This is a genomic window from Nocardia sp. NBC_00511 (assembly GCF_045161165.1).
GTDB lineage: Bacteria > Actinomycetota > Actinomycetes > Mycobacteriales > Mycobacteriaceae > Nocardia.
This window is the reverse complement of the sequence record NZ_CP107849.1, coordinates 7,827,152-7,845,958: the sequence shown is the minus strand read 5'-3', so window position 1 is coordinate 7,845,958 and position 18,807 is coordinate 7,827,152. Positions and strand designations below refer to the sequence as shown.

Annotated in this window: 24 protein-coding genes and 1 pseudogene; 8 read left to right on the top strand and 17 right to left on the bottom strand. The window is 66.1% G+C overall.

Annotated features, from left to right (window positions below; genetic code table 11):
- The first annotated feature begins 50 nt into the window (after positions 1-50).
- Positions 51-986, top strand: a complete 936-nt coding sequence (locus OG300_RS36455) for a pseudouridine synthase (RefSeq protein ID WP_405488996.1) — start codon at positions 51-53, stop codon at positions 984-986.
- Positions 987-1,064: 78 nt separating this feature from the next.
- Entirely contained in the window at positions 1,065-1,829 is a 765-nt protein-coding gene (locus OG300_RS36450) for a CPBP family intramembrane glutamic endopeptidase (RefSeq protein WP_405488994.1), read from the top strand.
- A 131-nt stretch (positions 1,830-1,960) separates the two neighbouring features.
- Here the strand turns inward: OG300_RS36450 and OG300_RS36445 are convergent, their stop codons facing one another.
- From OG300_RS36445 to OG300_RS36430, 4 genes are all read right to left on the bottom strand, one after another.
- Positions 1,961-2,371 (bottom strand): hypothetical protein, encoded by a 411-nt coding sequence (locus OG300_RS36445; protein ID WP_405488992.1) that lies wholly within the window; start codon positions 2,369-2,371, stop codon positions 1,961-1,963.
- A gap of 181 nt (positions 2,372-2,552) precedes the next feature.
- Positions 2,553-4,718, bottom strand: a complete 2,166-nt coding sequence (locus tag OG300_RS36440; RefSeq protein ID WP_405488990.1) for an MMPL family transporter — start codon at positions 4,716-4,718, stop codon at positions 2,553-2,555.
- Positions 4,719-4,752: 34 nt separating this feature from the next.
- On the bottom strand, positions 4,753-5,340 hold the full coding sequence (locus OG300_RS36435) for an EXLDI protein (protein WP_405488988.1): 588 nt from the start codon (positions 5,338-5,340) through the stop codon (positions 4,753-4,755).
- 227 nt (positions 5,341-5,567) lie between these two features.
- On the bottom strand, positions 5,568-6,563 hold the full coding sequence (locus OG300_RS36430; protein WP_405488986.1) for a LysR family transcriptional regulator: 996 nt from the start codon (positions 6,561-6,563) through the stop codon (positions 5,568-5,570).
- Positions 6,564-6,623: 60 nt separating this feature from the next.
- Here OG300_RS36430 and OG300_RS36425 point away from each other — a divergent pair, with 60 nt between their 5' ends.
- Complete coding sequence (locus OG300_RS36425; RefSeq protein WP_405488984.1) at positions 6,624-7,046, top strand: DUF5997 family protein; 423 nt, start codon at positions 6,624-6,626, stop codon at positions 7,044-7,046.
- 240 nt (positions 7,047-7,286) lie between these two features.
- Here OG300_RS36425 and OG300_RS36420 read toward each other — a convergent pair whose 3' ends face one another.
- The gene (locus tag OG300_RS36420; protein ID WP_405488982.1) at positions 7,287-9,347 is read right to left on the bottom strand and encodes a CocE/NonD family hydrolase; all 2,061 of its coding nucleotides are present in this window, start codon (positions 9,345-9,347) and stop codon (positions 7,287-7,289) included.
- A gap of 140 nt (positions 9,348-9,487) precedes the next feature.
- Here OG300_RS36420 and OG300_RS36415 point away from each other — a divergent pair, with 140 nt between their 5' ends.
- Positions 9,488-10,162, top strand: coding sequence for a TetR/AcrR family transcriptional regulator (locus OG300_RS36415; RefSeq protein WP_405488981.1), 675 nt, complete (start codon positions 9,488-9,490; stop codon positions 10,160-10,162).
- A 72-nt stretch (positions 10,163-10,234) separates the two neighbouring features.
- Here the strand turns inward: OG300_RS36415 and OG300_RS36410 are convergent, their stop codons facing one another.
- From OG300_RS36410 to rpsJ, 12 genes and pseudogenes are all read right to left on the bottom strand, one after another.
- Positions 10,235-10,768: a hypothetical protein gene (locus OG300_RS36410; RefSeq protein WP_405488979.1), complete on the bottom strand. Its 534-nt coding sequence runs from the start codon at positions 10,766-10,768 to the stop codon at positions 10,235-10,237.
- 319 nt (positions 10,769-11,087) lie between these two features.
- Positions 11,088-11,384 (bottom strand): 30S ribosomal protein S17, encoded by a 297-nt coding sequence (gene rpsQ, locus OG300_RS36405; protein ID WP_405488977.1) that lies wholly within the window; start codon positions 11,382-11,384, stop codon positions 11,088-11,090.
- Positions 11,381-11,623 carry a 50S ribosomal protein L29 gene (gene rpmC / locus OG300_RS36400; protein WP_405488975.1) on the bottom strand — a complete coding sequence of 81 codons (243 nt, stop codon included), beginning with the start codon at positions 11,621-11,623 and terminating at the stop codon, positions 11,381-11,383. The genes rpsQ and rpmC overlap by 4 nt, the downstream gene beginning before the upstream one ends.
- Positions 11,623-12,038 (bottom strand): annotated as a pseudogene (gene rplP / locus OG300_RS36395) (50S ribosomal protein L16). Before rplP ends, rpmC begins: the two are co-directional and overlap by 1 nt.
- Before the next feature lie 3 nt (positions 12,039-12,041).
- Positions 12,042-12,845, bottom strand: a complete 804-nt coding sequence (rpsC, locus tag OG300_RS36390) for a 30S ribosomal protein S3 (protein ID WP_405488973.1) — start codon at positions 12,843-12,845, stop codon at positions 12,042-12,044.
- Positions 12,846-13,250: a 50S ribosomal protein L22 gene (gene rplV, locus OG300_RS36385; RefSeq protein ID WP_405488971.1), complete on the bottom strand. Its 405-nt coding sequence runs from the start codon at positions 13,248-13,250 to the stop codon at positions 12,846-12,848. It abuts the gene before it with no gap.
- Complete coding sequence (gene rpsS, locus OG300_RS36380) at positions 13,247-13,528, bottom strand: 30S ribosomal protein S19 (protein ID WP_040804204.1); 282 nt, start codon at positions 13,526-13,528, stop codon at positions 13,247-13,249. Before rpsS ends, rplV begins: the two co-directional genes overlap by 4 nt.
- Positions 13,529-13,542: 14 nt before the next feature.
- Positions 13,543-14,373 carry a 50S ribosomal protein L2 gene (rplB, locus tag OG300_RS36375; RefSeq protein WP_405488969.1) on the bottom strand — a complete coding sequence of 277 codons (831 nt, stop codon included), beginning with the start codon at positions 14,371-14,373 and terminating at the stop codon, positions 13,543-13,545.
- A gap of 32 nt (positions 14,374-14,405) precedes the next feature.
- Positions 14,406-14,711 carry a 50S ribosomal protein L23 gene (gene rplW / locus OG300_RS36370; RefSeq protein ID WP_067712168.1) on the bottom strand — a complete coding sequence of 102 codons (306 nt, stop codon included), beginning with the start codon at positions 14,709-14,711 and terminating at the stop codon, positions 14,406-14,408.
- Positions 14,708-15,379 (bottom strand): 50S ribosomal protein L4, encoded by a 672-nt coding sequence (rplD, locus tag OG300_RS36365; protein ID WP_405488966.1) that lies wholly within the window; start codon positions 15,377-15,379, stop codon positions 14,708-14,710. The genes rplW and rplD overlap by 4 nt, the downstream gene beginning before the upstream one ends.
- Positions 15,376-16,041 (bottom strand): 50S ribosomal protein L3, encoded by a 666-nt coding sequence (gene rplC / locus OG300_RS36360; protein ID WP_405488964.1) that lies wholly within the window; start codon positions 16,039-16,041, stop codon positions 15,376-15,378. The genes rplD and rplC overlap by 4 nt, the downstream gene beginning before the upstream one ends.
- A 14-nt stretch (positions 16,042-16,055) precedes the next feature.
- The gene (rpsJ, locus tag OG300_RS36355) at positions 16,056-16,361 is read right to left on the bottom strand and encodes a 30S ribosomal protein S10 (RefSeq protein WP_040804197.1); all 306 of its coding nucleotides are present in this window, start codon (positions 16,359-16,361) and stop codon (positions 16,056-16,058) included.
- Between the two features lie 506 nt (positions 16,362-16,867).
- Between rpsJ and OG300_RS36350 the strand changes: the two genes are divergently transcribed.
- The 4 genes from OG300_RS36350 (at position 16,868) to OG300_RS36335 (ending at position 18,577) form a co-directional block, all read left to right on the top strand.
- The gene (locus tag OG300_RS36350) at positions 16,868-17,080 is read left to right on the top strand and encodes a hypothetical protein (RefSeq protein WP_405488962.1); all 213 of its coding nucleotides are present in this window, start codon (positions 16,868-16,870) and stop codon (positions 17,078-17,080) included.
- The gene (locus OG300_RS36345) at positions 17,077-17,382 is read left to right on the top strand and encodes a type II toxin-antitoxin system PemK/MazF family toxin (protein WP_405488960.1); all 306 of its coding nucleotides are present in this window, start codon (positions 17,077-17,079) and stop codon (positions 17,380-17,382) included. Before OG300_RS36350 ends, OG300_RS36345 begins: the two co-directional genes overlap by 4 nt.
- Positions 17,383-17,459: 77 nt before the next feature.
- Positions 17,460-17,936, top strand: coding sequence for a hotdog fold domain-containing protein (locus OG300_RS36340; protein ID WP_405488958.1), 477 nt, complete (start codon positions 17,460-17,462; stop codon positions 17,934-17,936).
- Positions 17,937-18,049: 113 nt separating this feature from the next.
- Positions 18,050-18,577: a DUF5666 domain-containing protein gene (locus tag OG300_RS36335; protein ID WP_405488956.1), complete on the top strand. Its 528-nt coding sequence runs from the start codon at positions 18,050-18,052 to the stop codon at positions 18,575-18,577.
- Positions 18,578-18,807 lie beyond the last annotated feature (230 nt).

Below are 18,807 nucleotides of genomic sequence, written 5' to 3'. Positions count from 1 at the left end.
GGGCAACCGTACCTGGCAGTCCGGACAAACCAGAGGATTAGGGTTGTCGGGTGAGACGCAGGCAGCAGCCCCCGCTCCCGAAGCGGCACGGACTCGATCCGGCTCGATTGCGGCTACCCGAAGAAGGCGACTGGGCGACCATTCGCGACCACCTCGTGGAACGCCTGCCGCGGGTCCGGCCCGAACGCATCGACGAACTGCTGCGCGAGGGCGGCATCGTCGACCTCGACGGGCCGATCACCCTCGATACCCCTTATCTACCGGGCGGGGCAGTCTGGTTCCACCGGGATCTGCCCGTGGAATTCGAGGTGCCGTTCCCGATCGAGATCGTGCACCGCGACGAGAACATCCTCATCGTCGACAAACCGCACTTCCTCTCGACCATTCCCCGCGGCCAGCACATCTTGCAGACCGCGCTGGTGAAACTGCGACGCGACCTCGACCTGCCCGACCTGGTCCCCGCGCACCGGCTCGACCGGGTGACCGCCGGACTGGTGATGTTCATCGTGGATCCGGCTCGGCGCGGGGCGTATCAGACCATGTTCCACAACCGCCTGGTCCACAAGGAGTACGAGGCCATCGCGCGCTTCGACCCCGAACTGGAACTGCCGCGCACGGTGATCAGCCGCATCGTCAAGGAACGACAGGTGCTGCGCGCCTACGAAACCGACGGCGAACCGAATGCCGAAACCCTGGTCGAATTGCTGGAACACCGCGACGGCCTGGCCCGCTATCGCCTGCGCCCGCGCACCGGCCGCACCCATCAGATCCGATTGCACATGAACGGCCTGGGCATCCCGATCCTGGGCGACGACTTCTATCCCGAACTCACCGACAAACCCGTCGACGACTACACCCGGCCACTACAGCTGCTGGCCTCCGGCCTCGAATTCGTCGATCCGCTCACCCGCGAACCCCGCCGCTTCGAAACCCGCCGCACCCTGCAGGCCTGGCACGATCCGGATGGCTGGGCCACCGGAAACTGATCGCATAAGGGGTGCAGAGTCAGCGGTATTTACCACATTCGAAGCGGTTTCCAAGAATTCGCTCGTAGACTGGCCGGGATGTCTCGAAACGATAACGGTGCCGTGATCGACGTTCCGGCCGACGCACCGACCACCGGTCACAAGCTGCACGCCTACGTGGACGTGGCGGTTGTCGTTGCCGTCCTGATCGGGACCAACCTCATCGCGCACTTCACCACCGCGTGGGCCAGCATTCTCACCGTGCCCATCTCGGCGCTGATCCTGGTCGCCATGGTGCGGCGGCGCGGGTTGGAGTGGTCCGACCTCGGGCTTTCGCCGCGACAATGGCGGCGCGGGTCGGTGTGGGCGCTGGCCGCGGTGGGGGTGGTGCTGGCGGCGGTGGCCATCGGCGCGGCGCTGCCGATCACGCGGCCGTTCTTCCTGGCCGATCGGTACGCGACCATCTCCGGTGCGCTGATCGCCTCGATGATCGTGATCCCGTTGCAGACGGCCATTCCGGAAGAGCTCGCGTTCCGCGGAGTGCTGCACGGGACGCTCGATCGAGCGGTCGGGGCGCGGGGCGTATTCGCCGCGGGCTCACTGCTTTTCGGGATGTGGCATATCGCCTCGTCGCTCGGGCTGACCAGCGGCAACAAGGGGCTGTCGGGATTTCTCGGGGGTGGGCCCGCGGGGCAGCTGCTCGGGATCGGGCTCGCGGTGATCGCGACCGCGGGGGCCGGAGTGGTGTTCACCTGGCTACGGCGACGCAGCGGGAGCCTACTGGCCCCGATCGCACTGCACTGGGCGGTGAACGGCGCGGGCGCGCTGGCCGCGGCCGTCGTGTGGCACGTGAGCACGCGCTGACAGCTGTCGAAAGACGTTGCGCGACAACGGTGGGGTGGGCCGGCTGACCTGGGAACAGAGGATTATGATCAGCCGGCCCTGGGACGGTTCGGCGGGTCGGGACCGCACCGAACCGAGTCTTCGTGTGGCGCTTACGAACCCAGGAAGCCCAGCGGGCTCGCGCCGCAGGTGGCACTGCCCGTGAGGGTGGGTTCGAGCACATTGACCTTCAACTCCCACGCCGAACCCTGCAGGGTCGACAGGGTGTGGGTGCCCGCGCTGTGCGGGGTCCACTGGATGGTTGCCTGACCGTTGCTCGGGCTGATCGGGCTGCCGCCGATGACCAGGCCGTTGTCGTAGAACCAGGCCTGGAACCAGCTGTCGTAGGTCGCGGTGACCTGGTAGACGCAGCCCATGTAGACATTGCGGGCGTTCACCGACAGACCGGTGGGCACCGCCGAGGCGGTGGACGCGGTCAACGCCGTGGCACAGGCCATCGCCGCCAAGGCGGTGATGCCGACGCCGGCCCGCCGTGCGATGTGCTTGTTCACGGACATGGTCATTCGTAACTCCCTAGGTCTGGACCCGCTCCGATGCGGTCCGGCCGAACTGTATCGGTTGTCCAGTTCAGTCCGTGGCGCTTTCACAGAAATACTGAAACACGTTTCTGTCAGATGCATCGGATACGACGAGACCGGGGCCCGTCCCTCCGCAGAGAAACGGGCCCCGGCCTGCGCAAAAGCATCACCTACGAGCGGGATCACCCAGCGCATCGGTGGACGGCGCCCAGCTCTTGTCCATCGTCACCGGCGGCTCGGCGTCACCACCGTGCCCCGGCCACCAGGCACGGCGGCCGATCAGCGCGGTCACCGCGGGGGTGAAGAACATCGCCATCACGAACGCGGCGATGGCGATACCCACCGAGATCGCGAAACCCATCTCCGAGATCACGGTATTGCCCGCCAGCATCATCGAGGCGAAGGAACCCGCCAGGATGAGACCGGCCGCCGCCACCGTCGGACCCGTGTGCCGCAAGGCCATCGCGGCCGCGGTGTGCGGGTCGTGACCCTCCCGCGCCTCCTCACGCAAACGGGCGACCATGAGGATGTTGTAGTCCGTCCCGAGGGCGACCACGAACAGGTACATGATCAGCGGCAAGGTGAAGATCAGGCCCGAATGTCCTTGCGCGTGCTGGAAAACCAGCACCGCGGAACCCAGCGTCGCGGCGAAACCGAGGAACACCGAGGCCATCAGGTACCAGGGCGCGACCAGACTGCGCAGCAGCAGCGCCAGCACGATCATGATCAGGATCGCGGCCACCGGGAACACCACCGTGTAGTCCCGGTTCATGGCGTGCTGGAAGTCCACGAACACCGAGGTCATACCGCCCACCACCGCGGTGGTGCCCGCCGGAGCGGACGCGTGCGCGGTATCGCGCAGCGGACCCTTGACCGTCTTCAACGCGGCATCCGACTCCGGCGTATCCGACAGCGTGACCTGGTATTCGGCCACCGAGTTGTCCTTCGAGAGCGTCGGCGGCGAAACCTCGCCCACGCCATGGACTCCCGACAGCGCCGACCCGTAACTCGCCAGCACCCCGGGCGACAGCGCGCCATTGTCGTTGCTGCGCAAGTACACCTGCGACGGCTGAGTGCTGCCGGCGGGCATGCCCTTGAGCAGTTCCTTGCCGTACACCGTCGACTCCGAGGTATCCGACGTCGAACCCGAACTCAGATCGAAGGTCGGATTGAAACCCAGCGCGAAAATGCCCAGCACCAGCAGGATTCCGCCGGAAGCCACCGCGAACACCGCGGGCCGCTTGCCCAGCGCACCACCGACCGCCGCGAAACGCGCGCCCGTCGGCTCGTGCTTCCAGGCCTTCGACGGCCAGAACACCTTGGTGCCCAACAGCGAAACGATCGCGGGCACCAGCGTCAGACCCGCCAGCAGCGCCACCGCCACAGCGATCGCCAACGCGATACCCATCGAGCGGAACATGCCCAGCGAGGACAGCGTCAGCGCACCGAAGGCGATGATCACCGCCGCCGCGGCCGAGGTGATCGCCTCACCCACCCGGGTCACCGCGCTGACCACGGCCGTCTTGGCGTCCTCACCCGCGCGCAACCGCTCCCGGAAACGGAACATCAGGAACAGGATGTAGTCGGTGCCGACGCCGTAGAGCACCACCACCAGCAGCGACTCCACCGAACTGTCGATCTTCAGGTCGAAGGCGCTGCTCGCGATCGAAATCAGGCCGTTGGCCAGCAGGGACACACCGCCGATCACGATGATCGGCAGGAACGCGATGATCGGACTGCGGAAGATCACCAGCAGCAGCACCACGATCAGCACCACGGTCGCGACCGCGATGATGGCCAGGCCCTTCTGACTGGAAGCCTGCTGATCCAGCGTCTGGGCGGCGGTGCCGGTGACGCCCGCCTTCAACTCGGTGCCGGAGACCGAGTCCTTCAGCGCGCTGCGCAAGGCCTTGACGGCATCCGTCTGCGCCTTGGCCTGCGGGTCGGTCTGCTTGGTCATCTGGACCGCGACGACCTCGATGGCCCGGCTCCCCGACGGGGGCACCGCCTGGACGCCGAGCACATCCTTGATGTTCTTCTCCGACAGCTTGTTCGCCGCCTGCGCGACCGCGGCCGCGTCGGTGTCGGTCAGCGGGGCGCCGTCGTTGCGCTCGAAGACGATCAGCGCGGCCGGGGTGTTGCTGTTCGGAAAGGCCTTCTGCTGCACGTCCATCGCCTGGACGGATTCGTAGTGCGAAGGCAGGAAGTCGGACTGCTCGGTGGTCGCCGTCAGTTTCGGCGCCGAGAGGACGACCACCACGATGGCTATCAGCCAGGCGGCGATCACCAGCCACGGGAAACGGACGACGAAGCGCCCCAGTCGGGAGAACATGCGGGAGAAGTCCTTTCAGGGTTTCGGCCGCTATTCAGATGTCGAGGAACTGCGCTGTCGGGTTCTCGATCACGTCGGCGACGATCCGGTAGACCTTCGCCGGGATCCGGTCCTGCAGCTCCCCGAGCGAGTCCACGATGTCGAGCGTGTAGTCGCCGTACCCATCCTCACCCAGACCGAGCAGGTCGCGCCATCCCTTAAATCCTTTGGCCCAGTTGGCCATCACCGACAGCTCCGACTCGTCGGAGGTGCGGCGGGCGACGATGTACTCCTCCTTCTTCGCCCGGGCGGCCTGCTTGGTGGCCATCGCGAAGTCGTTCCACTCGATGTAGTGACGGTGCACGGCCAGCTTGCCCTTGCGGGTCTGGTAGACGTGCACGGATTCGCTGCCCTCCTTGGTCATCTGCTGCGCCTCGGCGAGCAGGCGGCCGACGAAACGCTGGGTGCGACCGCCGCCGGGGCCGACGCGGACCTGGATCTCGCGCATGCCGGCGGGCAGGGCGTCGGGGACCAGGTCGGTGACGGGGGCGTCCACGGCGTCCTGGGTTTCGGGATCGTTCGACTTGTCCATTTCGAGGGCCATGGTGAGCTCCAATTCATCAGCGAATGCGCATATAGTCATGCGGATACGACATGGCAACCCGGGTTGATTTCCGTTGCACCGCAAGGGTTTCCGATTGCCTCAGGCGGATTTTCCGTCTTCAGCCACTATAAGTAGACGTATACGTATAGCGCAACCCTGATTCGACCCTGAACTTTCGGCACCGCACTCCCCCGGAATCCCCCTGACCCCGCGAACACCACGGGCCCGCCTCCAGGAGGAGACGGGCCCGTTGCCGACCTACGGATTCAGCGACCGCGACGCTTGGCCGGCTTCTTCGCCGCCGACTGCTTCGAATTCGCGGACGGCTTGCGACCACCCGCCTGCTTGCCGCCACCCTTACCGCCGCTAGCGGACTTGCCACCGGCCGCGCGACTCGACGAATTCTGCTGCCGCGCAGCATGATCTGCCGACTTTCCCGATGGCGAGCGCGAACTGCGCTGCGAACGACCGCGCACCACGCCCACGAACTCCTCCACCAGCTCCGAGGTGTCGTCCTCCGTCCAGACCAGGGCGATCTCGGTCTCGGGGACATCGGTGACCGTCCGATAGACCAGATCCTTGCGCTGATGCAGGCGCGCAAGGGAATGCGGCACGATCGCCGCACCGCTGACCGCCGCCACCAGTTCCATCGTCATGGCGGCATCGTCCAGATCCGAGGCGTCCTGCATCCGCTCATCGGCCAGATCAACGGTCGCCACCTGCTCGAACAGCGCGATGGGGTGATCCTTGGGGACCACCACCACGGGCACCTCGCGATAGAGCGGAATGGCGCTCATGCCACCACGATCAATGGGCAGGCGCACGAAGCACATGTCGACCGTGCCCTCGCGCAGTGCGGACTCCTGCTCCTTCATGGGCACCGGGATCAGGTCGAGGGGAGTGTCCGGGAAACGGTCGGCCCAGATCCGCTCCCACTTGGTGACCGTCACGCCCGGCACGAAACCGACGCGCAGGCGCTCGACGCCGGGATCGGCGTCCGGCCGCGGTTCCGGGGCCGCCGCGATCAGCTCGAGCGCCCGGGTCAGGAGGGCTTCGCCGTCGGCGGTCAGCTCGGTCGGCTGCGCGCCCGGCACGAACAGCTTCGTCCCGAGTTCCTCCTCGAGCTCGATCACCGTGCCGCTCAGCCGCTGCCGCGCGATGCCGAGTTCGCGGGCCGCGCGAGCGAAGTGCAATTCCTGGGCAACCGCCACGAACCAGCGCAGGCGGGTGATATCGATCGACTCCAGGTCCTGACCGCTCATGCGTCCAGGTTATGGCACCGCGCTCACGGTCCTGGCACCCGCGCCCGATACCCTTGATCGGTGAGCCCGGACAAGAACCCTCAGACCATGAAGCCGCTGACCGCGGCCAACAAGCTCGGCATCTACCTGCCGGCAACCCCCGAGGAATTCCGGAACTCGACCGTCACCCGCGCCCAGCTCGAGGCGCTGCGCACCGACCCGCCGCAGTGGCTGATCGACCTGCACGCCAACGGTCCGTTCCCGCGCGACGTGGTGGCCCGCAAACTCGGCATCTCCAACTCCGGGCTGGCCCGCGCCGGCGTCTCCGACTCGCTCACCGCCGAGGAGATCACCGCGCTGCTCGCCGACCCGCCGACATGGCTGGTGCGCGAACGCGAGAACCTGGTCTCGGTCCGCCAGGAGGCCGACCGGGTCAAGGAGAAGGAAGAGACCCGGCGCGCGGCCTCCAACCGCCCGGCCAAGAACCTCTTCGGCGAGAAGTGACACCGGCCGAAGCCTGATAGGCCGCCGGACACGGCAGATACAGCCAGCGGGCCTGCAACGTAAAGCGTTGCAGGCCCGCTGTTTTCGTACTGGTCAGGGGACAACCAACCCTGCCCAGCACCCGCCGTCGCGAAGGCCCGCCCCCGAATCGGAAGCGGGCCTTCGTTTCCCGGCTGATCGGCGCGGTCCCGGTATCGGGCGATCAGTCGAGTTTGTGGATGCTTTTCACCGCGTGAGAGGTCAGGTGAGGTCGCGGCTCAGGGGAAGGTTGATGAAACTGGGCTCGGCGGGGTCCAGGACCAGGTGCTGGGGAGCCAGGCGGCTTTCGAACAGGACGGGTGGGAGCAGGATGCCGCGGGGGAAGTTGCTGGCGTAGACGTCGATTCGGAGACGGTGGCCGGGTTGCAGGACCGCGTTGGTGGCGTTCACGGCGACGTCCAGGACCGTGGGCTGGCCGGGGACCAGGGGTTGACGGTCGTCGAGGGTGAGCTTGTAGGCGGTTTCGGTGTAGTCGCCGTCGGCGTCCTTCTTGCTCTTGTCCTCGTCGACCGCGCGCAGCGAGGCGGTGAGCTGGCCGCCGGTGAGGACCGTCGACTGACCGTCGGGCGCAACGTCGTTCACCGTGACCGACCAGTAGCCGTCGGTGGTGTCGTACATGGTGTTGAGGTGCGCGGTAATGGGGCCGGTGATGGTGGTCGCCTCGGAGACCGGGGCGCTGGTGAAGGTGAGGCCGCCGGTCTCGTGGATGCGGTCGTCCTTGGCACAGAACGGGAGGATCGACAACACGCCGATCGACTCCACGGCGGCGTCACGGGAGCACAGGGCGGTGACGCCGCTCAGCGGTGAAACCGTCAGCTGCGCTTGATCATCGGGCTGCTGCTGGGTGAGCGAACCGTCGTAGACACTGTTCGCGGTGCCGCTGCGAATCGCCGAGAGGTACACGCGGCGGTAGTCCGAAACCTGATGCGCGATGCTGTCGCCGCTCACGAACCAGCCGCCCTGCTGGTAGCTGACCACCGGACCGTACTGGTCGATCCCGTTGTCGACGCCCTCGAGCCACTTGTCGAACCAGGCCATCTGCAGCACGTCCAGCCGGGGCGGGGTGCCCGGATTGCCGAAGCCCGAACCGGGATTGGCGTGGTAGGTGTTGCCCATGATCAGCTTCTTCTGCTCCGGCGGCAGCGAAATCCGGTCGTAGACCATCGAACTCGACGGCGCGAAGATGTCCTGCCAGCCGCCGTAGGCGAAGGTGGGCACCTTGATCCGCTCGGGATGGGTGTCGGTGAAGGCGTTGCGCAGCGGGCTGCCAGGTTGCAGCTGGGTGCGCAGCGGTTCGGGCAGCGTGTTCACGTCGGGGGTCAGGGTCATCAGCATGTAGTCGAAGAACTCGAACGGCGTGCTGATGCGATCCAGCAGCCACTTCATGTCGAGGTGCCCCATCAGGACGCCGACCGGGTCGGGGATGTTCTTGATGACGTCGATCAGGGCGATGTAGAGAGGTGCGAACATCCCCAATCCGCCACCGGGAGCGGCGACATCGCCGATCACGTCGGTGCTGCCCTCGACCGGGAAGATCGCCTTGAGCGCCGGTGGGTTCTCCGCGGCCACCATGTACTGGTTGATGCCCGAGTACGAGATGCCGTTCATCCCGACCTTGCCGTCCGACCACGGCTGCTTCGAGGCCCAGTCGATCGTCTCCACACTGTCCTGCGTCTCCCGGGACTGGAAGAACTGCCAGGTGCCCTGCGAATATCCGGTGCCGCGGGTGTCGACCACGACCTGCGTGTAACCGTGCTGGATCAGCCTGCGGTCGACGCCGAAAGTCCTTGCCGCACCGCCACTGAGGACCCGGGTCAGATCCGTGATGGACTCCAGCGGGGTGCCGGTCAGATCCACCGCGTTCACCAGCTGGATCAACGCGTCCGACAGCCACGGCACCGACAGCGCCACATCGGCCAGCCAGGACGCGAACTTCGTGTACGGGGTGAGGTTGACGATGGTCGGCAGCGGGGTGTCCACCGGGTTGCCGTTGGCGTCGACGGGCCGATACACGTTGGCCTTCAACACCGTTCCGTCGCTCATGGTGATGGGCACGTCGAAGTCGATATGCACCTCGCCCGGATAGCGGCCGGGATAGCGGGCCGCGCCGTCGTGCGTGGACTGCCAGGCGGCGGCCAGGGCGCCGCCGTCGGGCGGGGTGTCGGCGCGGGCTGCGACCGGCGTCACCCACAGTGCGGTCAGGGCCAGCGCGACGGTGAAGACCGCCGTTCCACCCAGGCCGCGACGGACCGTCCTCATCATGTGTCTCCTTTTCCCGCGCCCCACACCGGCCCGGGCTTGTAAACAGTTGCGTACCCATGGTGCACGTTGCCAAAAATCGTCTGAGACATTTGGAAAAGATGAGATTCAGATCACATGACCGCGATCACTATGCTCGATACATGGGATTGGACAACGCCATAGACCGCGGTCGACTGCCTCGGGGCACCCACGGCCTGAACCCCGCGGACGTCATCCACTCCCAGCGCATGCGGATGTACTTCGGCGCGCTCGAGGCCGTCTCCGAACGCGGCTTCCTGAGCACCACCGTCGCCGATATCGTGGCCCGCGCCAACGTCTCCCGGCGCACCTTCTACCAGCAGTTCCGCGGCCGCGACGACTGCTTCACCGCCGCCTTCGAGGCCGCGGTCGACCTGGTCATCGGCTACCTCGACGACAGCGTCCGCGACACCCCGCCCACCGACTGGCGCGCCCTCATCCACACCACGCTGCGCGAATACCTGCGCGTGCTCACCGACAACAGCCCCTGCGCCCGCGCCCTGCACGTCGAATGCCTGGTGGCCGGGCCCATCGTCGCGAACCAGCGGCGCGAGATGAAAACCGTGCTGGCGCAACGCATGCACGCGGCCTTCCGGATCGGACGCGGCGTCGGCGATATCCCGCAGGACATTCCGGACGACGCGTTCGAGGCGCTCATCGGCGCGATCGACGACCGGATCCGCGACTGCCTGCAAGGCCCCGAACCGACCGCCCTCCCCGAACTACTGCCGCACCTGTATCAAATCTCCCTGGCGCTCTTCGGAACTCCCGACTGGCACGCCGGAGAAACCGCCTGAACAGCGCCGACAACGAAGGCCCGCCACCGGAAAGGTAGCGGGCCTTCGAATTTCGGAGCTATGCCACGGGCGTCAGCAGTAGTAGCAGACACCGTTCGCGGGCAGTTCGGTGAAACAGTTGGCACAGACTGCTTTCCGAGCCTCCGGATCGGGCTTGACCGGAGCGACCGCCGACGCGGTGACCACGCGCGGCACGCCGCCGTTGCGTGGGATCAGCGGCGGAATCCCGCCATCGTTGGGAATGTCGGCCCCGTAGGCGGCGTAGCACTGCCAGCGCGCGTACGCGGCATGGACCTCGAGGTCGGTGGGGATGGGCAGATGCGCCAACTCCAGGACGTACTTGTAGCTTTCGCTGACCTTGTGGTTCTGCTTGACGCACAACGCGGTCAGCGGCGGTTCGGCGGAATTGTGGCAGCGCCGCGCCACCTTGCGCAGGATGGCGTCCATCCAGGTGCGGGTGGGTGCGTCGGTCCGGATACCGGACATCTCCTGGACGCGGTCGGCGAGTTCGTTGACGGTGACGAAATATCCATAGCCCGTGGCCGATTCGGCCAGGACCTCATGCGCGGCAAGTGCCCAGGCGACCGCAGCCTCACGGAAGGTCACTGCCTCCCGGTCGCTCGTCCGCCAGGCACCCGAAGAAGTCGTTGCAGCATCCCTCATAGCCCGTACACGCTAACGCTTTCGGCGGGCGACACGCCAATCCCGTTTGGAGATATGGGGTTTCAGTTTCATCACACTTGTCCAGGTCGGAGCATTACCGATCGGTAGCCGCCAACTGACCCGGACAGCAAAGCCCCACAATCCGGACGGCGAAGCCACTCAAACCGAACGGCGAAGCCACGCGATCCAGACAGCAACGAGGGCCCGCCTCCAAATAGGAAGCGGGCCCTCGTGTTACGACTTGCCCGGGTGAGGGGAAGGCTTACTTGGCCTTCTCCAGCACCTCGACCAGACGCCACCGCTTGGTGGCGGACAGCGGACGGGTCTCCATCAGCTGCACGCGGTCACCGACACCGGCGACCTCGTCCTCGTCGTGCGCCTTCACCTTCGAGGTGGTGCGGATGATCTTGCCGTAAAGCTTGTGCTTCACGCGATCTTCCAGCTCGACCACGATGGTCTTGGTCATCTTGTCCGAGACGACGTAGCCGATGCGCACCTTGCGCTGGCCGCGCTCTTCAACCTTGGCCGGCGTCTTGGCCGGGCCCTTTACGTCGCTCATGCGGCGTCTCCCTTGCCTTCAGCAGGACCGGAGGCCAGGCCGAGCTCGCGCTCGCGCATGACCGTGTAGATGCGTGCGATCTCGTGGCGGACCACACGCAGACGGCGGTTGTTGGTCATCTGACCGGTCGCCATCTGGAAGCGCAGGTTGAACAGCTCTTCCTTGCCTTCACGCAGTTTCGCGACGAGCTCTTCTTCAGTAAGCTCACGCAGCTCTGCAGCCGGAGTTCCGGTAGCCATCAGAACTGCTCCTCTCGCGTCACGATCCGGCACTTCATGGGGAGCTTGTGCATCGCGCGGCGCAGGGCCTCACGAGCGGTCTCCTCATTCGGGTAGGACATTTCGAACATGACCCGACCGGGCTTCACGTTCGCGATCCACCACTCCGGCGAACCCTTACCGGAACCCATGCGGGTTTCGGCCGGCTTCTTGGTGAGCGGGCGATCGGGGTAGATGTTGATCCAGATCTTGCCGCCACGCTTGATGTGGCGGGTCATCGCGATACGCGCCGACTCGATCTGGCGGTTGGTCACGTATTCTACTCCAGAGCCTGGATGCCGAACTCACCGAACGTCACCTGGGTGCCGCCCTTGGCCATACCGGAACGGCCCGGGTGATGCTGCTTACGGTGCTTGACCTTGCGAGGCATCAACATAGGTCAGCCCTCCTGGGTCGTCTCTGCCGGAGCTTCCGCGACGGCAGTCGCGGCGCGCCCGGCCTCAGTGCTGGTAGCCGTGGTGCCCTGGGCACCGGAACGACGCGGGCGGCTCGGCCGCTCACGACGCTCGCGACGATCGCCCGACGGAGCGGCGGTCGCGGTGACCTCACGCTTGCCACCGACGATGTCGCCCTTGTAGATCCACACCTTCACGCCGATACGGCCGAAGGTGGTCTTGGCCTCGTACAGGCCGTAGTCGATGTCCGCACGCAGGGTGTGCAGCGGCACGCGACCCTCACGGTAGAACTCCGAGCGCGACATTTCCGCACCGCCGAGGCGGCCCGAGCACTGCACCCGGATGCCCTTGACGTTCGGCGAACGCATGGCCGACTGGATGGCCTTACGCATCGCGCGACGGAACGCCACACGGTTCGACAGCTGCTCGGCGACACCCTGAGCAACGAGCTGCGCATCCGACTCGGGGTTCTTGACCTCGAGGATGTTCAGCTGCACCTGCTTCTTGGTGAGCTTCTCCAGCTCAGCGCGAATGCGATCGGCCTCGGCGCCACGACGGCCGATCACGATGCCCGGACGCGCGGTGTGGATATCCACACGGACGCGATCACGGGTGCGCTCGATCTCGACCTTCGAGATGCCCGCCCGCTCCATGCCGGTGGCGAGGAGCTTGCGGATCTGGACGTCTTCCTTCACGTATTCCGCGTACTGCTTGTCCGCGTACCAACGCGACTTCCAGTCGGTGGTGATACCGAGGCGGAAGCCATGGGGGTTGATTTTCTGTCCCATTTACTTTGCCCCTCCCTTCCGGCGGTTGCGAGTGGCGGCGTTGCTGAGTGAAGGCACGCTCTCGACCTCGATGGTGATGTGGCTGGTGCGCTTGCGAATCCGGAACGCACGGCCCTGGGCCCGCGGCTGGAAACGCTTCATGGTCGCGCCCTCGTCGACGAACGCGGTCGAGATGACCAGCGTCGCCGGGTTCAGGCCGAGGTTGTTCTCCGCGTTGGCGGCGGCCGAGGCCACCACCTTGGCGACCGGCTCGCTCGCCGCCTGCGGCGCGAACTTCAGGATGTTCAGCGCGTCCTGCACGCTGCGGCCACGGACCAGGTCCACGACGCGACGCGCCTTCATCGGCGTCACGCGAACGTGCTTGGCGGTCGCGCGCGCGGTCGGGTTCTGAGTTTCAGTGCTCATCGCCGCTTGCTCTTCCGATCTTCCTTGACGTGGCTCTTGAACGTGCGAGTCGGCGCGAATTCACCGAGCTTGTGTCCAACCATGTTCTCCGACACGAACACCGGCACGTGCTTGCGGCCGTCGTGGACCGAGAACGTGTGACCGATGAAGTCGGGGATGATGGTGGAACGACGCGACCAGGTCTTGATGACCTGCTTCGTGCCCTTCTCGTTCTGAACGTCCACCTTCTTGAGGAGGTGTCCGTCGACGAACGGGCCCTTCTTCAGGCTACGTGGCATCTTTAACCTCCTCCTTAACGCTTCTTGCCGCGGCGGCGGACGATGAGCTTGTCGCTCGGACGGTTGGGCTTACGGGTGCGGCCCTCGGGCTTGCCCCACGGGGAGACCGGGTGGCGACCACCGGAGGTCTTACCCTCACCACCACCGTGCGGGTGGTCGACCGGGTTCATGACCACACCACGGACGGTCGGGCGAACGCCCTTCCACCGCATACGTCCGGCCTTGCCCCAGTTGATGTTCGACTGCTCGGCGTTGCCGACCTCGCCGATGGTGGCGCGGCAGCGCACATCGACGCGACGGATTTCACCCGACGGCATACGCAGGACGGCGTAAGCGCCTTCCTTACCCAGCAGCTGGATGCTCATACCGGCCGCGCGGGCCAGCTTGGCGCCGCCGCCGGGACGCAGCTCCACCGCGTGGATGGTGGTACCGGTCGGGATCGAGCGCAGCGGCAGGTTGTTGCCGGGCTTGATGTCGGCACCGGTGCCGGACTCGATCTTCGTGCCCTGGGCAATGCCCTTGGGCGCGATGATGTATCGCTTCTCGCCGTCGGCGAAGTGCAGCAGCGCGATGTTGGCGGTGCGGTTCGGGTCGTACTCGATGTGAGCGACCTTGGCCGGGATGCCGTCCTTGTCCAGGCGACGGAAGTCGATCAGACGGTAGGCGCGCTTGTGGCCACCACCCTTGTGACGGGTGGTGATGCGACCCTGCGCGTTACGGCCACCGGTCTTGCTCAGCGGACGCAGCAGCGACTTCTCGGGGGTCGTGCGGGTGATCTCGGCGAAATCCGAGACCGAGGCACCGCGGCGACCGGGGGTTGTCGGCTTGTACTTACGAATTGCCATGAGTTCTTCTGCCTTTCTGAAGTCCCCGCCGCTTACGCGACCGGGCCTCCGAAGATCTCGATGGGCTTGCTGTCGGCCGAGATGGTCACGAGCGCGCGCTTGGTGCTCTTACGCGTGCCGTAGCCGAAGCGGGTCCGCTTGCGCTTGCCCTGACGGTTGGCGGTGTTGACGCTGGTCACCTTGACGCCGAAAACCTTCTCGACGGCAATCTTGATCTGCGTCTTGTTGGAGTCCGGGTGCACGATGAAGGTGTAGGTGCCCTCTTCGATCAGTCCGTAGGACTTCTCGGAGATCACCGGCGCCAGCAGAATGTCGCGCGGGTCGGCGATGGTGGTCACTTGCTCTCCTCCTGTGCAGCTTCGGCGGGGCCGTGCACGAAGGCGTTGAGCGCCTCGACCGAGAACACGATCTCGTCCGACTTCAGGACGTCGTAGGTGTTCAGCTGGTCGGGGGCGATCGGGTGCACGCCCTGCAGGTTCGCCACGCTCTTCCACGCGGTGACATCTTCGCGACCCACGACGACCAGGATGTTCTTCCGCTCCGAGAGCTCGGCGAGGAAGGACTTCGCGGACTTGGTCGAGGGAGCCTGTCCCGCAACAAGTTCGGTGATCACGTGGATGCGCGCGTTGCGAGCCCGGTCCGACAGTGCGCCACGCAGCGCGGCGACCTTCATCTTCTTGGGCAGACGCTGGGTGTAGTCGCGCGGCTGCGGGCCGTGGACGGTGCCACCGCCGGCGAACTGCGGCGCACGGGTCGAACCCTGGCGCGCGCGGCCGGTGCCCTTCTGGCGGTACGGCTTCTTGCCACCACCGCGGACTTCACCGCGGGTCTTGGTGGAGTGCGTGCCCTGGCGAGCCGCGGCCTGCTGGGCCACGACGACCTGGTGCATCAGCGCGATGTTCGCGGTGACGTCGAAGATCTCCGCGGGGAGCTCGACGGTGCCCTCGGTCTTGCCGCCAGCGGCCTTGACCGTGAGCGTCAGATTGGTCTTGGTCTCGGTGCTCATGCCCGGGCACCACCCTTCACTGCACTCTTGACGACCACGATGCCGCCGGTGCGGCCCGGGATCGCGCCCTTGATCAGCAGCAGGCCGTTCTCGGCATCCACCTTGTGGACCGAGAGGTTCTGCGTGGTGACACGGTCGTTACCCATCCGGCCGGACATGCGCATGCCCTTGAACACGCGACCCGGGGTGGAGCAACCACCGATGGAGCCCGGACGACGGTGCACAGCCTGCGCACCGTGCGAGGCACCCTGGCCCTTGAAGCCGTGACGCTTCATGGTGCCCGCGAAGCCCTTGCCCTTGGAGGTGCCGGTGACGTCGACGTAGCTGCCCTCTTCGAAGGCCTCCGCGCTGATCTCCTGGCCGACCTCGAAGGCAGACGCGTCAGCGACGCGCAGCTCGGCGATGTGGCGACGGGGGGTGACCCCGGCCTTGGAGAACTGGCCGGAAACCGGCTTGTTCACCTTGCGCGGGTCGATGGCGCCGTAGGCGACCTGGAGGGCGGAATAACCGTCCCGCTCGACCGTGCGAATCTGGGTAACGACGTTCGGGCCCGCCTTGATGACGGTGACGGGAACGACGCGGTTCTTGTCGTCGAAGACCTGGGTCATGCCGAGCTTGGTGCCCAGGATGCCCGCGGCCGGACGAGTCTTGTTGTCAGTCATATTCGAAGTCCCCGTCACTGAATGTTGACGTCGACACTGGCCGGCAGGTCGATGCGCATCAGGGCGTCAACCGTCTTGGGCGTCGGGTCGAGGATGTCGATGAGCCGCTTGTGGGTGCGCATCTCGAAGTGCTCGCGCGAGTCCTTGTACTTGTGCGGCGAACGGATGACGCAGTAGATGTTCTTCTCGGTCGGCAACGGCACGGGCCCGACGACACGGGCACCGGTGCGGGTTACCGTCTCGACGATCTTGCGCGCAGACGCGTCGATCGCCTCATGGTCGTAGGCCTTGAGCCTGATGCGGATCTTCTGTCCCGCCACGCTGAGTGTCCTTTTCTCCGCTTACGTTGTGACCCAGGAGCTTTCGCTCCCGAGACACCCTCATTTGCACAGCCCGAACACACGAAGACGCATCAGCCACCACACGACCGAGGCCCTTGGGCCCGATCCATCGCCGCTGTTCATCTGTCATGGTTCATCCGGTCCACGCGGTCGGGCGTGTCGCTCCGCCGCCCATTCCTCGGCCCGGACCTAAATCCTCAATAGCCTCGGAACAGTGTCCCGGACGCACCCACACCGCAATCAGGCGGGGTGCAAAATTCGGTCTTGCTCACCCAGGACCTGCATGTTTCCGAAGAATCGACGCAACTCCGCCTGGGCAACCCGAATAGTATGCCTCGAGCCCCCGGGGCACTTCAAATCGCCCCCTCCCCCACCCCGGGTACGGATGGCCCTGGTCACACCGTGTCCGAATAGTGGTGGCAGACCCCGGCTGAGTAGCGCGAATCCTGCGGCCTGAGCGCCAGCCTCTGGGTAGGCTCATGAGTATGGCGAAGTTGACTGTCCGGCTGCCGGACGACCTAACCGAAGCGATCAAAGCCGAAGCGGACGGCAATGTCTCCGCGTGGGTGGCGGCAGTCTGCGAGGAAGCGCTCCTCCGAGCTGCTGTGCGCATGGAGTTGGCAGCCGAGCGAAAAACGCCCTCCGCGTTCACATCACACGAGGACCGCGACGCCGAGATGGAGGAGTTTCGACCTTGACCCACACACGTGGCGAAGTCCGCGCCTACCAGGCAATCGGACGGGTGCGAAGTGTTCTGATCGTCAGCGCGGACCCCGTCAACACCGAGGGCGGGTGCATCTGCATCGACGTCACCGACGTCATGCCGATCAGCGAGAACGTCGCCCTGTCGCTCAGCGTCGCCCTGGGAAATGGCCTGTACGCCAAGTGCCTGAACCTCTCCCGCGTCAATCCGGAGAATCTCCGCGAGCTGCTTTTCACCGTCGATGACGACGCGATGTCCAGCATCGATCGGGCCTTGCGGCGCCTATTGAGGCTGTAACCAGCCGTCTCCACGCCGACAGCGGCACCTCGAAGGGCTCCGCTTCCGGTTAACTTACTTTTGAGTAAGATAACCGCATGACGAAAGAGACCGCTACTTATCGCGGGTGGAAGAAGCTTCCCGACAACCGGGTCGGGCACACCCTGTTCTCGCTCGGGATGGTGGCGCGGGTGCCGTACTTCGGCACGGTGCTGCCGAGCGTGGTGCGGCTGGAGCCGGGCCTGTGCGAGGTGACCGCGCCCAAGTGGTTCGGGATTCACAACCATCTCGGGACGTTCCACGCCATCGCGGCGTGCAACCTGGCCGAGGTGGCGATGGGCATGCTGTCGGAGGCCACCGTTCCGGGCACGCACCGCTGGATTCCGAAGGCCATGAACGTGCAGTACCTGGCGAAGGCCAATTCCGGTCTGCGGGCCGTGGCGAAGCTGGCCGAGGTGCCGGACTTCGAGAAGATCACCGAGGGCCAGGAGTTGCTGGTGCCGGTCTCGATCTTCGACAAGACCGGGCTCGAGGTCGTGCACGCGGACATCACCACCTGGGTCACCCCGAAGTAGCCGGCGTCGACGATGGCCGGTCAGGTGCCTACCGGTCGGTCATCAGCGACCTGGAAGTGACTCACCAGCGGACGCGGAGGGACCTCACAGGGTCCGTCAATAGCGTTGCGGCCATGACATTTTCAACAGCTTCCGCGACACCCTCCGAGCCCTCCCCGAAGCGCCGGGGGCCCGCCCGCAGAACCGTGGCGGCGGTGGGGGCGGCGGCGCTGGCCCTCGCGGCCACGCTCGGCCTGGCGGCCTGCGGTTCGTCGAACAGCAGCAGTGCGCCGTCGGCGTCGGCCAGCCCGCAGGCGGGGCCCGGGCATCACACCGGCGGTGAGGGGGCCGGGATGCACGGCGTCGCCGGGAAGATCACCACGGAGGGGGCGGGCTCCTGGATGATCACCAAGAAGGACGGTTCCAACGAAACCGTAACCATCTCCTCCACAACGGAATTCGGCTCCAAGAAGCAGACCGAGACCGCAGCCCAGTTCGCCGTCGGCGACGAGATCATGGTGGTGGGCGACGAGTCCAACGGCACCATCACCGCGACCCGGATCTCCCATGCCCACGAGCGCAACGGTGGCGCGTCCGGCGCTCCGGCCTCCCCCGGCGGCACCGCACCGACCTCACAGGCCGCGTCCGCTCCGACGAAATGACGCGTTCGGGACGGGCCGACGCCCTGCTCCGGCAGCGGCAAGTCTGTTGCCCCGCAACGGACTTGCCGTCCACGGGCCCGACCGCCGCCGACGACCGGATGCGCGCGACCCCGCCCCGACTGCACCGCCGCTGCCGATGACGGCCCCCAACCCTGCCCCGTAGCCCGGACGACGACCGGTGGACCGCCGCGGAATCCGGTGGTGGGCGGTCTGGCGGCAGGTGACATCAA

What these genes read in the sequence shown, in the direction of transcription:
- rplB (WP_405488969.1), bottom strand. Translation starts at nt 14,373, where the DNA reads ATGGCAATTCGTAAGTACAAGCCGACAACCCCCGGTCGCCGCGGTGCC.
- OG300_RS36340 (WP_405488958.1), top strand. Translation starts at nt 17,460, where the DNA reads ATGACGAAAGAGACCGCTACTTATCGCGGGTGGAAGAAGCTTCCCGAC.
- OG300_RS36350 (WP_405488962.1), top strand. Translation starts at nt 16,868, where the DNA reads ATGGCGAAGTTGACTGTCCGGCTGCCGGACGACCTAACCGAAGCGATC.
- rplD (WP_405488966.1), bottom strand. Translation starts at nt 15,379, where the DNA reads ATGAGCACCGAGACCAAGACCAATCTGACGCTCACGGTCAAGGCCGCT.
- OG300_RS36445 (WP_405488992.1), bottom strand. Translation starts at nt 2,371, where the DNA reads ATGACCATGTCCGTGAACAAGCACATCGCACGGCGGGCCGGCGTCGGC.
- rplC (WP_405488964.1), bottom strand. Translation starts at nt 16,041, where the DNA reads ATGACTGACAACAAGACTCGTCCGGCCGCGGGCATCCTGGGCACCAAG.
- rpsC (WP_405488973.1), bottom strand. Translation starts at nt 12,845, where the DNA reads ATGGGACAGAAAATCAACCCCCATGGCTTCCGCCTCGGTATCACCACC.
- OG300_RS36420 (WP_405488982.1), bottom strand. Translation starts at nt 9,347, where the DNA reads ATGATGAGGACGGTCCGTCGCGGCCTGGGTGGAACGGCGGTCTTCACC.
- OG300_RS36415 (WP_405488981.1), top strand. Translation starts at nt 9,488, where the DNA reads ATGGGATTGGACAACGCCATAGACCGCGGTCGACTGCCTCGGGGCACC.
- OG300_RS36450 (WP_405488994.1), top strand. Translation starts at nt 1,065, where the DNA reads ATGTCTCGAAACGATAACGGTGCCGTGATCGACGTTCCGGCCGACGCA.
- rpsQ (WP_405488977.1), bottom strand. Translation starts at nt 11,384, where the DNA reads ATGAGCGACGTAAAGGGCCCGGCCAAGACGCCGGCCAAGGTTGAAGAG.
- OG300_RS36430 (WP_405488986.1), bottom strand. Translation starts at nt 6,563, where the DNA reads ATGAGCGGTCAGGACCTGGAGTCGATCGATATCACCCGCCTGCGCTGG.
- rpmC (WP_405488975.1), bottom strand. Translation starts at nt 11,623, where the DNA reads ATGGCTACCGGAACTCCGGCTGCAGAGCTGCGTGAGCTTACTGAAGAA.
- rpsS (WP_040804204.1), bottom strand. Translation starts at nt 13,528, where the DNA reads ATGCCACGTAGCCTGAAGAAGGGCCCGTTCGTCGACGGACACCTCCTC.
- OG300_RS36435 (WP_405488988.1), bottom strand. Translation starts at nt 5,340, where the DNA reads ATGACTATATGCGCATTCGCTGATGAATTGGAGCTCACCATGGCCCTC.
- OG300_RS36335 (WP_405488956.1), top strand. Translation starts at nt 18,050, where the DNA reads ATGACATTTTCAACAGCTTCCGCGACACCCTCCGAGCCCTCCCCGAAG.
- OG300_RS36440 (WP_405488990.1), bottom strand. Translation starts at nt 4,718, where the DNA reads ATGTTCTCCCGACTGGGGCGCTTCGTCGTCCGTTTCCCGTGGCTGGTG.
- rplV (WP_405488971.1), bottom strand. Translation starts at nt 13,250, where the DNA reads ATGAGCACTGAAACTCAGAACCCGACCGCGCGCGCGACCGCCAAGCAC.